Origin of the sequence: Paenibacillus sp. 203 (assembly GCF_037027525.1) — a bacterium.
GTDB classification, from domain to species: Bacteria; Bacillota; Bacilli; order Paenibacillales; family Paenibacillaceae; genus Paenibacillus; species Paenibacillus polymyxa_B.
Map to the genome: position 1 here is coordinate 98,186 of NZ_JAXCHD010000012.1, position 16,573 is coordinate 114,758.

Consider the following 16,573-nt stretch of genomic DNA (forward strand, 5'->3'; position numbering starts at 1 on the left):
GAAAATCGCGGCTTTTTTATTTTATGGGATAAAGTTCTTGTCAAAACCAAATGACAAGAACTTTATCCCATTTCCGATTTTGACAAGAATATTATCTCATTTCCGACGAACCAATCATCGAAAGTCTCTATTTTAGCAGCTTTTTTGTTTTATCGGTACAAGTTAGTGTCCGGAGTCGACAACAAAAACTTGTACCGGTTGCTGAAAGGACAAGAACATAGTGTCATTATTGATTTGGTATTTACCTAAACAGCTTAATTCGGCTTATGTGTAAGAAAAGTGGACGTATCGGCAGTTATTAATAAGTTGCTTACCCAACAACTGCCTTAGCAGTATCATAAAGATTATCATAATGCAGAAGTTCAATCTTTTGTTCCGTTTTGGTACGACGCTTAGTTCGGTAAGTTTTTTCGTTAAAGTCTGCCCGACGGCCTGCAACAACGACGAAATGCATTCTCGTCCTGTCGGGTACCATAAATTCTAAAGGTAATTGTTGTGCCGCGTTCTTGTACTTTAGAATAGCTTCTTGAAAAGATGTATAGTACGATTCGAGCCAATCAGACCAGTCTTTTACTTGACGAATACCCTTTCTGAAAGCATCGCCTAAATCACCGTCACTCAAAGTGATTTTCCCGTACCGTGCTTCTAACTCAACAAAGACGAATTCATAACCGCCTGAATTTTTGCCGATTATCAAGAAATCAACTTGGATAGTTGTACCTAACTTAAGCTCTGGAAAGATGAAGGCATCGTGATGACCAAAGTTATAATTTTGTAAAATGGAGGCGATTATGAAATAGGATTTATTCTCTCGAATCCAATTTAAAACTGTTCGCTCAGGCGTTCCATGACTATCTAACATTTCAGCATATTTTTCGCATAAGTAGTTAAGCTCCGACTCGTTTTTCAATTCTTCAATGTCTAGGTAGTTATTTGGAAAAAGGCTCATGAAATGGCGTGCAGCTTTCGGGTACTCTCTGAACAAACTTTTGCGTATCCACTTCCCCCCCAACTTCCCAACCTTCTCCGCTTCCTTTTTCTCATCCCACAGCTTCAATTCTTCATCGGTAAGGTAAGTATAGTCTCGTTCGTATATTTTCATATGTGGTCCTCTTTTTCGATAGTATTAAACATACCTAATTTTAGCATAAGAGCTTTAATTATCATTATATAATCAGCAAGAATTACTGGAGCTAATAGTGTTTGGTTGCTCTCAATACCACGTAAACTAAATTGTTGACCGTTCCCAATAAAACCGGGTAAAGGTTGATAGTTATTTCTGTTGAAAAACAAAGTAAGTATTAAAATCCGTCACTACCAAAAGAATGTTCTCTTCGTGGAACATAGTTCTCGAAGTGTTGAATTTTCAATGGTAATATATAGATTGAGTACAAGTCATAAGCACAAGAAGTCTATACATGTGTATACAAAACGGGGGATAAGTATGCTTGAAATAACAGGTGATGAAATCGCTCAACTTAATGATACCGACCTAAGATCCTTGGTAGGCCTTCTTTGTGAAGCAGAACTGACATCTGCACAAATCACGACAGCAGGAGTGACTTGGGGAGGTAATCAAAATGCTAAAGATGGCGGAATAGATGTGCGTGTTGAAGTGAAATCAATAATGGATAATGATGGTTTCATCCCGAGATCAAACACGGCATTTCAAGTGAAGAAACCTGATATGCCTCGGAGCAACATTTTGGATGAAATGCGGCCAAAAGGAATACTAAGAGAAGTAATAAGAGATTTAGCCGATAATAAGGGAGCTTACATTATTATAAGTAGTCAGGGATCTACTTCGGATTCTGCATTAAGTAGCAGAAAATTAGCCATGCAAGATGCTATTTCAGATTATGCCAACGCTTCACAATTAAAAGTTGACTTTTATGATCGTGAGCGTATTGCCAGTTGGGTAAGAAGCCATCCTTCTATGATTTTATGGGTTAGAGACAAAATTGGACAACCTCTACAAGGATGGCGATCATTTGATAACTGGGCAGACCATTCTGAGAGTGATGATGGAGGATATCTATTGGATGGAACCTCTCGTTTGTCTAACTCATCAAGTATTGCTGCAAAAGGAATGGATTTGTTACAAGGTATTCAGGAACTAAGAACAATTTTAAAGCGTCCTGGTAGTTCTGTTCGGCTAATTGGATTGTCAGGTGTGGGGAAAACACGCCTAGTTCAAGCTTTATTTGATGATCAAGTTGGTGAGAAAGCTCTAAACAAATCACTAGCTTTTTATACAGATCTTGGAGATGCCCCACTTCCTGACCCTAAATCCTTTACTGCAAGACTTAAATCGCTTGGAAAACGGGGAATCTTGATAGTCGATAATTGTCCTCCTGATCTACATAATCAACTAACTAAATTAAACTCAAACAATAGTCTCATTAGTTTAATTACAGTTGAATACGATGTTAGAGAGGATCAGCCCGAACAAACAACTGTTTTCCGGTTAGAACCTTCTTCAATAGAGCTATTAGAAAAAGTAATTTGTAAGAAATTCACGCATATAAACAGTGTAACCTCAAGAAAAATAGCAGAAATGTCTGGTGGGAACGCACGTGTTGCTGTTGCCATAGCAAGAACAATAAAGATGGGAGAAAACATATCCCACCTAAGGGATTCTGAATTATTTAATAGATTATTTCATCAACGACATGATTCAGACTCAAAGTTACTTAAAGCTGCCGAAATCTGTTCACTCGTCTATTCATTTAATATTGAGACGGAAGCAACAAGAAATATTGAAATGACCATTCTTGCTGAATTAGCAGGAATGAGTGTCTTGGAACTGTATCAAAATGTTGCCGAATTAAAGAGGAGAGATCTCGTACAGCAGCGGAGCACGTGGAGAGCTGTATTACCACATGCTATAGCAAATAGGTTAGCACAGAGCTCATTAGAGAATTTTCCACTCCCGTTACTAAGAGATGTTTTTGAAAAGCGTGCTAATAAGAGGTTATTAATATCATTTTCCAGAAGGCTTGGTTATCTTCATCACAATCAAACTGCTCGAAAAGTTGCTCAAGAATGGCTCTCAGATGGGGGACCGTTGGAGGATTTTCGCAAACTCGATAATGCTGCTGTGACTATGCTTGGTAATGTTGCACCACTTCACCCCGAATTAGTCCTAGCACATATGGAGGAAATTTTAGATCAAGATCGAGACTCAACTTTCTTTTCCCGTCATAATGAAAATTTTAGTTACTTTACAAGTTTGTTAAAGTCTTTAGCATATGATGTTGAGTTTTTTGATAGATCTGTTCAATTATTATGTCATTTTGCTTTAACAGAAGATGTTAACGAGAACAAAAACTCGATACGCAGTACATTAAAATCATTATTTTACATTTATCTTTCTGGAACACACGCTACTGTAGATCAAAGATTAAAAATCATTTCTAATCTAATTGAGTCAGATTCAGAGCAAAAAAATGCATTAGGACTTTCCCTTTTAGATGCAGCACTAGAAGCTTGGCATTTTACATCTATTAATAGCTTTGATTTTGGAGCTCACGTCCGAGACTATGGGTACCATCCAACATCTAATGATGAAATCAGATCTTGGTATGAAACATTCATTCAATATGCTGTGTCAATAGTTTTATCAGAAAAAATAATATCTACTGAGATAAAGGCAATCCTCTGTAGAAAATTCAGGGGGATATGGACTAGAGCAAAAGTTTACAATGCGTTAGAATCCGCTGTGAGAGAAATTTCGGCTAAAAATCCATGGTATGGGGCTTGGTATGCTGTTAAAAACACTATAGGGTTTGATTCTGACAAAATGTCAAAAGAAGCTGTATTTCGACTTGAATCATTAGCTACATTACTGGGACCCCAAAATTTATATGATGAAGTAATGCTGCTAACATTGCCCGATCACGGAAGTCTTCTTAACATAGTAGAAGCAAAAGATACTGAAGAGGCATTGACTAAGATTAGAGATTTATCGCAAGATTTTGGCTATAAAATTAGTTCTCAAGAAGATACCTTGAATGCCTTGTTGATACATCTCATGAGTACTAATGGAAGAAATGTATTTCAATTAGGACAAGGCCTGGCCAAAGGGACTAATGATCCCAAAAAACTATGGGCTACAATGGTTGAAAAACTAAGTACGATCGAACACAATAAACGTAATTATCAACTGCTACAAGGCTTTCTGGATTATCTTACTTCAACTGATAACAGCAGCACTAAAGAACTACTAGATGAAGCAATAGATCACGAGATACTTTCGGAAGTTTTCCCAATTCTTCAGATTGTGATAATTGACATAGATGGAATTGAACGTATAAAAAGATCCCTCCAGCTAGGGAAAGCACCAATTTACTTATACGGGAATCTAGCTTACACACACACATCTGAACTAAATAACGAAGACTTATTCTGCGAGTTAATTCGACTAATTAGCTCTAAACAGAATGGATTGGCCGTTGCTATAGATATCTTTAATATGAAATTTCACCAAAACAATAATGAATTGAGTCCAAGAATACTCACTTTGGGCCAAGAATTAGTTTTAGGTTACGATTTTTCTCAAGAAACTAATAGCGATTCATATCAAATATCAGAAATAGTTAAATCATGCTTTCAAAACAAAGATGCTGCTGATAAAGCAAAACATCTAGCTGTAAAACTCTATACTGCCATTGCAGATAATCGTGTTTTTTACACCAACTTTGATTATATTTATAAATCTCTAGTTGAGGCCCATCCGTTTGTATTTTTGGATGTATTTATAGGAGATCATAACGAATTAGATTACTACATCGAACAGATATTCAGTGGACAATTGATGGTGAGTCCATTGAGAAGCATCCCCCATGAAACATTTATTGAATGGTGTAACATCAAAGGAAAAGCACATTATCCTTTAATAGCATCGGCTATTGAACCGTACATGCATGTAGCCGATCAATTGCAATGGACACCCGTAGCAATATTCCTGATCAATCATTATTCTGATCCTTCAGTTATTTTAGAAGAATTTATGCATGTCTTTCATCCAAATCAATGGGAAGGATCACTAGCAGATAAAATGGTAAAACGCCTTCCACTGTTAGAAAGCCTTATGATTCACGAAAATCCAGTTGTCTCACAGTGGGCCAAAAATAAAGAACCGATTTTGAAGAAAGAAATTATCAGAGTCCATGAATGGGAACAATCACGAGAACAGAATCAGAATGAGCGTTTTGAGTAATGATGGAGATATTCGCTATGTTCACAATTTCTTACCATCAAAAAAACTTAGAGCCTACTGATTTAAATAGCTTATAGATTCTGCAGAGGCGTCGCCAGATTGGCGACTTCTTTGTTGTAAACTACCAGTTTCTATATGTAAAAATTTTTAATTGAAAATATATTACTCATATAAAAGAATTGATATGTATGAAAGATAAGCAACTGAGCAATCCATTTGCATCCGGGAGCGGCGGTGTACACTTTGAAGCTCATATCCAAGCTTCTTTTGTTACATTGATGCTTACAGGTGGATTTGCGCCTTGTTTATCGCGATGGCCTGTGGTCGAATTAAAGCTTCAAGGGAAAATCGATGGGTTTAATACCGATGGCTTAATTGTTTTTGTTGAGGAACCTGTTTCGAAGAGAAAAGCTAAAATGCTTACACAAATTAAGCATAACAGCTTAGCTTACTTGGTATATAAGAAACACTTGAATGTCTAAATAGTTCTTTTAAATCATCCGGAATCTTTTTAGTGATAATTGTTCCAGCATTTTGATTCCATGTTTATACAATATCGACAATACGAGGCCAAACCCAATGCGGATATTGTTGATCAAACTATGAAATATGTGAATGCAAAAGCGGTAACACAACATTTCATTAATTGCTGCGAAAATCGCGGCTCTTTTATTTTGGGATAAAGTTCTTGTCAAAACCAAATGACAAGAACTTTATCTCATTATCGATTTTGATAAGAATATTATCCCATTCCCAACAAAGCAATTCGGGTTATTGAACCATTTCACGATAGGAGCAACCCTTAAATAACGGGCTTGATCGTTCACAGTTGAAAGTGGAAGATCTATAATCTAGGATCATCATCGGAAGTATTGAGAAGCGCATAGACGAATTGAAGATTTTATACATTTTACAATAAGAAACGTGCCTGTTGTCTTCTGTCGCAAACCTATAAATCGGGAGACAAGAACATAGTTCCATTGAAAGTCGATAATATAGTGCCTTTTTTGCTTTAACGGTACAAGTTCTTGTCCCGACTCGAGGAGAAGAACTTGATCCCATTGCCGATTTGATACTCATCTAATAAGATTCAAAGGATTTCGAAAGATTCTGGTTCTTATAACTCTTTTCTCTTTTTCTTCGTAGTCTTGGATGGTGGCCGCAGGATAGGCTGGAGGTGCTGCGGAAGCAGTAACACGAGGCTTTGCGCGCCGGCTGCCCGCGACGCAGTTGCGGTTCTCCTGGTGCCGAACCGAGAAGGAGAGGCTCAGTCGCTCATCTGAAGGTTGTCATTTTAAATTTCCAAAAAAATATATCGCATTAGATGACAGTTAATTATTTGTGGATGTAAAATATAACCGACAGGTAATAGGAGTTTACAGTATTTATATCAAGGCTTAAGGTTTAGGTGCTGGTTCCAATCATCAGTTTTTTTATTTCCAGAAAACAACGCTTAGCTGGCTAGGTAAAAAGATTATTTGATGGGACAATACGTGGATGATGCCGAGGACAAGAACATTGTCCCATTAAAATTCGCTATTTTGGTCATAACCTTGTGAAGTAGACAACCCCTAAAAAACAACCCTATGCTGCGACCGTTTCCCATTTCTGAAAGCGCCAATGGTTGTAAATCTAATCGTAATTTTGGATATCCTGCTATAGCTCCAATAATGTTTGAGGTTTAGTTAAATAGATCTTTTCGGTTTTGAGATGCGAAAAGAACGACTCAATACAAGCGTTGTCAAAGCAGTTTCCAATTCGGAATGGCTGATAATAACCCTAAACTTCGTGAGTTTGTGATAAAACGGTTTCGAGGTGTATTGAAATTCTTGGAGATGGCAGGGGATTTGTGGAAAATATTGAATATTAAAATTAACAAGCGCAATTTGATGAAAACTGTTTTGCGACTTATACTTACGTTAAGATTGATAAGTTATAAAACAAAGTATTCTGTGAGGACAAATTAATATGAAGGATAAACAACTCAGTAATCCGATTTCTACGGGAGGCGGGGGAGGACATTTTGAGGCCCACGTTCAAGCTTCTTTTGTCATCTTAATGCTTACAGGAGGAGTTGCACCTTGTTTGCCTCCTTGGCCTATTACTGAAATAAAACTACAAGGAAGAGTTGATGGGTTTAATACTGATGACTTTATTGTATTAATAGAAGAGCCTGCTTCAAAGAGAAAGCGAAAGTTACTTGGTCAGATCAAGCATAGGATTAAAATCACTCAAGGAGATGAAATATTCTCGGAAGTCATTCGAGCAGCGTGGAGTGATTTTAATAATCCTAAAATTTTTAATAAAGAAAAAGACATTATTGCACTAATCACGGGTCCACTGAATGCAACAGATTTTCATAATGTACAGTGGCTATTGAACCAGGCACGGCATACGAAAGATGTGGAGGAATTTGAGAGGCAGGTAACTCAAGCCAATTTCAGCCCTTCTAAAAGTGAAGAAAAGTTGAACGTGATAAAGTATCATTTGAAGCTAGCCAATAATAATCAAGAGGTGTCTGGCAAAGAACTTTATTCTTTCTTAAATCATTTTTATTTATTAGGGTATGATCTTGGAGAAGAGGAAGGAGAAATGGGAAGTAAATAATGTAAATCTCGAAACCCCTTATCTTATCTATGGATAGGGGGTGGATTATTGTTGTCAGAATGCAACGTATTGTGTAGAATTAAAGAAAATTATGGAAACATAATTGAGGTGGGGGTGGTCCCTCTATACTCAACTTATACAGAGGAATGAATAAAAATGCTTGGGAGAGGGGGGGGAGTGTGTGTATAAAGAGCTTCTGAGCATAGCACAGCTAATGGGGGAAACAATGCGATTGGTTGGGTATGCCCGATACTACAAATCCCTTAACATTGATGGTTTACATTACATACATCAAGTAGAAGGTACCCAAGTGATCGCTATTGTTAAACCAAATCATAGTACTCATCATGAAGCTACAACATTTTTAATGAATCTATTATTAACGGAAAAGCTAAAAATGAATACGGTTACATGGCATGCCCAGAATCTGAAAAAGTTCTTGGATTACATGATGTTCTGGAGGCTAGAGGAAGATTTTGAACATATCCATAATATCGAAGTAAAAGCAGGTGGACCGTATCCTATTGAAGTAATATTACTGGGATTTGCGGATTACCTTCGATGTATTCCAAAAGGTTACAAGCCATTTGAAGATTTAAAGGTGGCGACTCACGGGATTCATTGGTCTATGTTAAAGAATATCCCCCTTAACAAACATGCAATGGCAGAAGGGAAGCTATCAACCGTAATTCGAAGCAGTCATAACGATTTAAAGAAAACCAACTGGTGTGAGTACCGTCTGGTGCACTTGCTCCGATCATCTATACTGCATGTGCATATCTGAAGTTCTTGCGTGATAGAACAACAAGATTTAAATACCTGCCATTAGAGCAGGTTCCGAGAAAAGAAATAAGAGATAATCATTCATTAATAGCGGGTACTGCGGGTAGTAGGGTGCGGATAGTGTTTGATGTGGAAAATATTGCTCGAGATTCCGGTACTGCAGGACCTGGAGGAGGGAAGAGCAGGCAAGCCTCTCCCATTAACCACGACAAGGTCTTTAGTGAGACCGAAGCAGACATGTTCTTTGAATTGATCGATCCGTATGAAAATGCTTTGGATCTTCTTCTCTTTGCGATATTGCGTTACTTTGGATTACGCCCTGGTGAAGCAGCTGAGATTCGAATTGAGCCGTCAACAATTCCTTCCAACTTAAACGTGTATCATACAGCAAGAGAGGAATTAACCGAGTCTCTTTCCGGGAACTTGCAGTTTGTAAAAGAACGCGGGTTGCGGGGGAATTGGGTCATTGATACGGGATGGAAAACGAAGGCTTCCTGCAGGGACGTGGCGTTGATAACTCACAAAACAATTGATCCATTTAGCAGGAAAAATATCCGATTTCCAACACAAGAGGAGTTCACTGATCTTCTGTATTGGGCACTTCTTCAGCGGCGGGAACTTTTGTCTTATTACACAAGTGAAGATCATGGCTATCTATTTGTATCAGAGTCAAACAATTCAAAAGGGAAGCCATTAAGTAAGAAAGGCGTTTACAGTAAGTATAATAATTTGGCTGATGACTTATTTCAACGAACTGGGGGAAGCGTAGACCTACGTTCCTACTATCCACACACCTTCCGACACTTATTCGCGACATCACTTCTCCTAAGATATCGCAGACCAATCGAAGAGATCAGCAAGTGGTTGGGGCATTCTTCTGTCGTGATTACGCGCGATACATATATTCATTGGATACCTGAGTCAAATAATGACACAGAAAAAGGTAAAGTAGATCATTTAGGGAGGGTATTTATGCGACAGGCGGAGATCTCAGAGGGAATCCACGCGCATGAGGAGGACTCGGAATGACACTAGAATGGACTCCATTATCGGAATTTCGCAAATTTTTAAAAAACACGCTGCGTTTGAATCATGTGAATCAAGTATTTTCTTCTATAAAAAATCCCGTCCTTCAATTATTTACTACATTTCCGGCCCCGGATAACTGGTTAGCTGTACCGCCTGAAGAGAGACCAACCTTTCGGCATCGCGACAGTCGAGACCTATGGTATGTCATTTTCTGGGCTTGGCATACAGGTTTTTGCAAGGGAAATGATGTAGTAGCACAATATCGTCGAAACGACTTGGTTTGTTACCTGTCAACCAGAGGTCGTGTTAATCTGTCGGATTTCCCCGTCAAAATGGGCCTCCTCAAAAATTCAGAAGCAGAACACATCCGCAAAAAAGACTCAAACCGTATAGGTTTGTTCAACAAACTATCTATACACCTTCTAGGTGTTATGAAACCGCTGGGCGATTTCACGGAAGAAGATATAGCGTTAGCGGATGTAATGCGTCCGAACGACAAACGTTATAACGCCAAGTGTTTAAAGGACATTCTTTTTGAGCTTGGATATTCGGATGAACCAGGAAGACGTAGGCAAAGAATACTGTTTGACGATTGCTGTGAGCATCCAAAGTGGGGGGATATCGCACGTGAGTTTCGCGAGCATTTAAAACGAAGTAATTCGCTAGACTATTATATTCGTAAAGCGGGCAGTGCTTTGCATAAATTTTTCAAATGGCTTGACCAGCACGGGGAGTCGGATGCTTCATCTCTCGAGTATGAAGATTTTCTCGATTTGTTTGATTACATTTCAAAGAATAACGATGGAGAGGAGTTTTCAGCTAAGTATACCGGGAACAATCTTCTACACATAAAGTTATTCTTTGATTGGGGGAAAGGTTCTCATACATTTTTTCCAACATACGTTGACTGGCCCAGTGATTTATATTCTGGAATTCATCGTGAGGCCCAAGAAGAAACATATTCCGGTGATGGCCTCGCTTTTGATGACCCAAACTTCCCGATGCTCATGAAGGAAGCAATTGAAAATTATCATCCCGAAGATGATGTTGAAGTTTTATGTTGCGCTTTTTGGTTAATTATTGCCTCATCACCGGTGCGTAAAACGTATCTGCTCAATCTTCAGGCTGAAGAATGTATGCTGCCATTGCCTAATGCTCCATCAGCGGTAGGATTATACAGCCCATATTCAGGTATTGAGAAAGCTAAACATCGTAACGGCCAATTTCCTATAATTGATTCTGCAGGTCTTAGAGCGGTCGAATTTTTACAGAAAAGATCGAGCGATAAAGCCTTCCGACCGATACGGAACGAAAGAGCGGATGCATCGTATGTGCATCTTTTTCTATTGGAGAAATATCCCTGGATTTTGAATGAAAGACAAATATATAGATTTTTTGATAAGATAGCAGAATTTATTGGACATGGAGATAAAAAAGGGAAGGCTCATGGTTACAGACACTATCTCATAACTCACATTGCAATCGAAACCGGGAACAGTGAGTTAGCACGACTTGCTGCAGGTCATGAAAATCAGACCATGCTGAATCGATACTTACGAAGTAATCTCTCCCGTCAAGCATTGTTATTTGCTACTATTAAGAAATATCAGGATGGTGAGATTGCGGGACGGTTTATTTGGCGAATCTTCGAAGCACTTGCCAGCGAACAAACTGAGCCTGACGAATTGATAAAAGCTTTGGGATCTGAAGAGCTATCTTTAGATGAATTCTTTGCAAAATTCGGGCTTCCAGCTCCTACAGGTGTAGGAAGATGTTTAATACAGGGGGCTTGCCTTTTTGAGGCAAAGTGTTTTTCCTGTCATCATTTCGCCATACGAAAAAGTGAAGCAGCACAGGCATTTCATACTTTGGCCAGATTAACCAAGGACATGTGGAACATGATGCGAGGCAGTCGGGATTTTACAACCAAAAACGCCAAGGCGGCCGGATTAGCTACGCAAATAGCGTTGCTTGGGGACATGATTCGGCATTTCGGCTATAGTGACGAACAGATTCAAATAGAGGTTATCAGTCGACTAGTCTGAGCTTAGATTGGAAAGAGGTGAAATCGTGTCGCAAATATTAGCTTGGCAATCCCTGAGATTTGGACCCATTACTGTAAGGCGAAAGGGACAATTCGAGAGTAGAGAGCATCTGACAAGATCGGAGTATGAACAATACAGATCGGCAGAGACTTGGGGACGGGTTGAACCTATTTTATCAAGCTCCTTAACGGATTTGGTACAACCCACAATATTTTTCAAGTTACCCGGCACCCAAAGAGATTACGTATTACTGCTTGCCTTTTTACAACGGATCAGTTTGCCTTTAGAGATCGTATTTCCAACCAAGACCGAATTCAATAAATTTCCTTTTCCCGAGTTACCGAATTTTGAGTACTTTGATGCGCTTTACGATAAATACTATCCGGTATTGTATCCGATGGATAGCGAAAAACAACTACAAAAGGCAAAGATAAGGATTCCTTTGCTTCGAACTGTAGTTTGCTTATGGTTCGCAGGTTACGCCCTTAAGGAAGGGTTAGAGGGTAATCATATTATTACTTCCTCTGTATTAGCAAAAGCAAGTAAGATCGCTAAATATCATAGAAGTAGTTTAACCCTCCTAGGTAAGATGTTAGCTAAAGAAACAGATTCCTTGATTGAAAATAAACCGGTCATACCTTGCGATGAAGCGGAAAGAAGTCTCTGGATAGCCGCGGGAATATATCCAACCCAAACGCCGTTTGAGGAGAGTCTCTATACCTTTGCATTTTCTTACTTGAGGCAACGTGTGAATGATTCAATAACTGATGATTATTACGACGATGAAGGAAATTTACTTTTCAGATACGGTAAAAAAACTATCAGCATAAATTATTGGAAAGCGATAGTCAAGTACATCCGGTATTTTGCAATCAAATGTCGATCAAAAGGTCTTACTGACATAAGCGAGAATTCAATATCAGAAGTATACACAGAGATTTTTGGCCAGATGAAGGGACAAGAAGATAAGACGTTTTTCCGAGTGGCGCTTCGACATTGGCTTAGGTGGCTTATAAGAACTACAAATGCTTCATACAACATAGAACGGATTATGCCAAGACCTAGACGTGTTATGTCAAAAGATCATGGACGAGTATTTAGTATGTCCAAAGCTTATATTCTTGTGCAGACCTTAATGAACGATCAAACTCCTTTAATTAACGAGAACATTCTGATGGACTTTCGTCATAGGCGGGCTTGCCTGTTGATGTTATCAACTGCAGCAAGGCCTCATGAAATAGTTAATTTGCTTCAGAATGCTTTATTTATAGATTCGCAGGATAATTCCTGGATTCGTTTTCACAAAACCAAGACCATTCGCAATCAACCCGATCGAAACGGCTATGAATGGGTTCATCACGCTCTAGTGAAGAACGATGCTGCAAGATGGTTTAACGAATTGATTCATTTTGCCCCATCAGAACCTATATTTTTTCCAAGAGAGTGGGGTGGGGATGGCCTTACGGAACTTCGTTTACTGGCTTCAAAACATAATGATGGCCCTATACGAACTAGCGGACTGTATAATTTTTTAACTCGCATTCAATCGAAGTTATGGCCTGAACTTAGGAAGCCATATTTCACACCCCATAATCTAAGAGCGCTCCATCTTACTTATCGGCGTATCTTAGGAGACAATGATGAGCTACTAGAGAGGCAGGCCGGACATAGTCAAATGACCAAATGTTTAATATTTTAAACTTCAGGTCAAATCCAAAGGGTGAGGAGAACATATAGAATGGAAAAATTATTGGATCCGCAAAAAACAGCGTTAGTTGTCATTGATTTGCAAAAATGGCTTGGTAATCAATACGCCCCTTATTCCGCCGAGCAGGTAGTATCTAACGCTGCCGCCTTGGCAGATGCTTTCCGTGAGCAAGGCTCAATGGTTGCCCTGGTCCGGGTATCTAGCAAAGATCTGAAGGATATCCCGAGACCGAAGTTGGATTCGCCTGCACCACCACTGAATCTGCCTGAAGGATGGGATCAAATCGTCCCGGAAATGCGGGTCGCCGAAACAGACCACATCATTACTAAAAAGCAATGGGGAGCTTTTCACGGAACGGAGCTCGACCTGCAGTTGCGTCGCCGGGGAATCGACACCATCGTCTTATGCGGCATCGCTACCGGGCTTGGCGTGGATACGACCGCGCGGGAAGCGTTTATGAATGGGTATCAGCTGATTTTGGCGATCGATGCCATGACCGGGTTTTCTCAAGCCGAGCACGATCACGTGAAAAATTTTATTTTTCCACGCATCGGGCGTGTTCGGACAACACAGGAAATCATTTCTGCCTTTGCTGAAGTTTGAACCCAAAGGAGATGTGCCCTTGGATTTATCAGGTTCCAGGGGTCGTTTTTTTATTTCAGGAGGTTGGTCTCTATGACCCAAAAGAGAAGTCCCAAGTCCGATAGGATGTACCCCTGGTATGTCTTATCTGTAACCAGTCTCGGAGCGTTCCTGGTTCTGGTCAATATCGGAACGCTTAATGTCGCATTGCCGGAATTAAGCCAGCAATTTCATGCGAATGCGGCAGCTTCCAGCTGGATTTTACTTTCCTATATGCTGGTAAACACTATCCTGATTTTAATCTTCGGACAAATTTCGGATATTTTCGGAAGAAGCCGAATGTATTTAATAGGAATGGCCATCTTTACCGTATCCAGTTTACTACTCGGTTATGCTTTTAATGTAGAGGTACTAATCCTTCTTCGGATCGTACAGGCTGCCGGAGGAGCGCTCGTAGTGACGAACACAACACCGCTGATTACCGATGCGTTTCCCCAATCGCAGCTGGGCACCGGTCTCGGTCTGAATTTATTGTCCGCTTCCGTCGCGCAGGTGCTTGGCCCGGTCGTCGGCGGCGTGGTCACGACCGCCTGAGGCTGGAGGTGGGTGTTCTGGTCTAATGTTCCCTTCGGGATCATTGCTCTCATCTGGGGGCTCTGGATTCTAAGGGTGAAGCCCCTAGCGCAGCTCCATAAAAAAGTGGACGGATATGGAGGCATCATGATCTTTGTCGCTTTAGCGGGTCTAATCATTGCTTTATCCAAGGGGGGAGAACTGGGCTGGGGAGACAAGCAGGTGATCGGAGGTTTTGCGATATTCGCCATATTTACTACTATATTTTTATGGCATGAGCATCGTTCAGCATCACCTCTACTAGATTTAAGCCTTTTTGAAAGCTGGACGTTCAGTATGGGGAACATCGCTACATTCTTTAATTCTTTTGCCCGTACGGCGGTTGCTCTGCTCTTCGCTCTCTATTACCAATTTGCCTTCCACCAAAACGCGCTTAATGCCGGTCTAAGGATCCTTCCAATTACGATAGGGATGTTGGTCATTTCTCCGATTGCTGGCATGTTGACTAAGAAGGCGGCCATTCGAGTTCTGGCCTCACTTGGAATTCTTATTTCTATAGCAGGACTACTACTACTCCTATTCGTGGTCGGTGGAAATTTCTCTTACGGGGTCACCGCTTGCGGCATGTTGTTAATCGGGGTCGGGACCGGTTTATTCCTTACCCCCAATACGACGGAGGTCATGTCAAGCGTTCCGGAGCAAAGCCGCGGGGTGGCGAATGGACTGCGGTCCATGCTATATAACTTGGGTCAAGTGCTGAGTACGGCTCTTTCTTTAACCATCGTCGGCGCAGCGCTGCCAGCCCACCTGAAGAACGTGCTGTATTCCGGAAAGAACAATGTGATTTCTGCCGTTGATTTTGCTTTCGTCATTCACGGTTACCGCTGGGTCATCATCGCACTAATAGGGACTTCTCTACTCGCTCTTGCTGCCTCGTGGTTCCGTCCGCAACAGAAAAAAGCTTACGAAAGCTCTTCAGCGGCCTCTTGACTTTGACGCATTGATGCCGCGTCAATCCGTCCGATCCTCATCGATCGGTCCTGCGGCTGCCGCCATAACCCCAGCGCGTCCGGTAAGCCCAAACTTCTGGAGCTAGCGATATATATCCGGCGGGTAGTGGAGCGTTGCGATATACTTTCACACGACACCAAGATATCCTCTTCTCCTAAATTCCGCCTTTTGGAGGCGCGAAAAAGATGAGAGTTCTAAAGTTAGAACATGTAGGTGTTCTAACACATAACGAACATTGTTCTTTACGAACAATGTTCGTTATGGTATAAATATTGTATGAACGTCCAAATACTGCATATGCGGTAAATGATACAGTAACATATAGTGGAAGTACTTATACCTGTCTTCAGGCACATACTTCCCTTGTAGGCTGGGAACCATCCAATGTTCCTGCTTTATGGAAGAAAGGCGGCAGCGGAACTACGCCACCTACAACACCGCCAACAACGCCACCAACAGGTCCTTCAGTAACAAAGCCTTCCGAAGTTCCAAGCCACATATGGACATACACAATGAATGCGGGCGATAAATTCGGTAAAGGCGGAGATTTTGCTTTATTGCTGAGTGCTGTGATCAAAAAGGAAAGCAGCTTTGGAGCAGGCTTACCAGGCAGTCCATCAGCCGGCGACGGATTGATGCAGGTAGAACCAAACACACGTAATGCTTATTTATCTCAATTCAGTTCAAAATTTGGCCGTGCTTATAATCACGGCAGTGAACAAGATCAGGTATGCTTGGGCGGACTGATTTTAAATGAAAAGATTACTAGATTCGGCAACATATATAATGGCTTATTACACTATAACGGAGGAGATAACTGGTATCCGGGAGCTACAGACTCTTATGGCCGTCCTATTCTGGCCAATCAATATGCAGATGCAGTTTACGCTACTTATAAGGGCTATGGCGGTAAGAACTAAGATGTTATTTATTTTCCACCCTTGCAGGTTTTACAATCCTACCGTACATGTACACCCAGTTTTGTAAGTAATACCGGGAGTGGGCGGGGGAGGA

Annotated in this window: 11 protein-coding genes and 2 pseudogenes; 11 read left to right on the plus strand and 2 right to left on the minus strand. The window is 40.6% G+C overall.

Annotated elements, in window-relative coordinates:
- Window positions 1-310: 310 nt before the first annotated feature.
- Window positions 311-1,102, minus strand: a complete 792-nt coding sequence (locus WA407_RS22565; protein WP_254349556.1) for a Shedu anti-phage system protein SduA domain-containing protein — start codon at window positions 1,100-1,102, stop codon at window positions 311-313.
- 342 nt (window positions 1,103-1,444) lie between these two features.
- On the opposite strand from WA407_RS22565, the gene WA407_RS22570 reads away from it, so the two are divergent.
- The 10 genes and pseudogenes from WA407_RS22570 to WA407_RS26810 form a co-directional block, all read left to right on the plus strand.
- A complete protein-coding gene (locus WA407_RS22570) occupies window positions 1,445-5,221 on the plus strand; it encodes a hypothetical protein (RefSeq protein WP_336078418.1) in 3,777 nt (1,258 codons plus the stop codon).
- 188 nt (window positions 5,222-5,409) lie between these two features.
- A complete protein-coding gene (locus WA407_RS22575; protein WP_336078419.1) occupies window positions 5,410-5,703 on the plus strand; it encodes a hypothetical protein in 294 nt (97 codons plus the stop codon).
- A 1,486-nt stretch (window positions 5,704-7,189) separates the two neighbouring features.
- Window positions 7,190-7,828, plus strand: coding sequence for a hypothetical protein (locus WA407_RS22580; RefSeq protein WP_025723561.1), 639 nt, complete (start codon window positions 7,190-7,192; stop codon window positions 7,826-7,828).
- Window positions 7,829-8,009: 181 nt separating this feature from the next.
- Window positions 8,010-8,612 carry a hypothetical protein gene (locus tag WA407_RS22585; protein WP_254330428.1) on the plus strand — a complete coding sequence of 201 codons (603 nt, stop codon included), beginning with the start codon at window positions 8,010-8,012 and terminating at the stop codon, window positions 8,610-8,612.
- A 119-nt stretch (window positions 8,613-8,731) separates the two neighbouring features.
- Complete coding sequence (locus WA407_RS22590) at window positions 8,732-9,640, plus strand: tyrosine-type recombinase/integrase (RefSeq protein ID WP_254330430.1); 909 nt, start codon at window positions 8,732-8,734, stop codon at window positions 9,638-9,640.
- Window positions 9,637-11,685 (plus strand): hypothetical protein, encoded by a 2,049-nt coding sequence (locus WA407_RS22595; protein WP_336078420.1) that lies wholly within the window; start codon window positions 9,637-9,639, stop codon window positions 11,683-11,685. Before WA407_RS22590 ends, WA407_RS22595 begins: the two co-directional genes overlap by 4 nt.
- Before the next feature lie 193 nt (window positions 11,686-11,878).
- On the plus strand, window positions 11,879-13,384 hold the full coding sequence (locus WA407_RS22600) for a hypothetical protein (protein WP_336078421.1): 1,506 nt from the start codon (window positions 11,879-11,881) through the stop codon (window positions 13,382-13,384).
- 39 nt (window positions 13,385-13,423) lie between these two features.
- Window positions 13,424-13,996 carry a hydrolase gene (locus WA407_RS22605; protein WP_336078422.1) on the plus strand — a complete coding sequence of 191 codons (573 nt, stop codon included), beginning with the start codon at window positions 13,424-13,426 and terminating at the stop codon, window positions 13,994-13,996.
- A gap of 105 nt (window positions 13,997-14,101) precedes the next feature.
- A pseudogene (locus tag WA407_RS22610) lies at window positions 14,102-15,538 on the plus strand (MFS transporter).
- Between the two features lie 293 nt (window positions 15,539-15,831).
- A pseudogene (locus tag WA407_RS26810) lies at window positions 15,832-15,906 on the plus strand (carbohydrate-binding protein); the annotation flags it as partial.
- Here the strand turns inward: WA407_RS26810 and WA407_RS22620 are convergent.
- Window positions 15,906-16,058, minus strand: coding sequence for a hypothetical protein (locus WA407_RS22620; RefSeq protein ID WP_231517198.1), 153 nt, complete (start codon window positions 16,056-16,058; stop codon window positions 15,906-15,908). The pseudogene WA407_RS26810 and the gene WA407_RS22620 sit on opposite strands and share 1 nt — an antisense overlap.
- 13 nt (window positions 16,059-16,071) lie before the next feature.
- Here WA407_RS22620 and WA407_RS22625 point away from each other — a divergent pair, with 13 nt between their 5' ends.
- Window positions 16,072-16,479 carry a transglycosylase SLT domain-containing protein gene (locus WA407_RS22625; protein WP_230486250.1) on the plus strand — a complete coding sequence of 136 codons (408 nt, stop codon included), beginning with the start codon at window positions 16,072-16,074 and terminating at the stop codon, window positions 16,477-16,479.
- Window positions 16,480-16,573 lie beyond the last annotated feature (94 nt).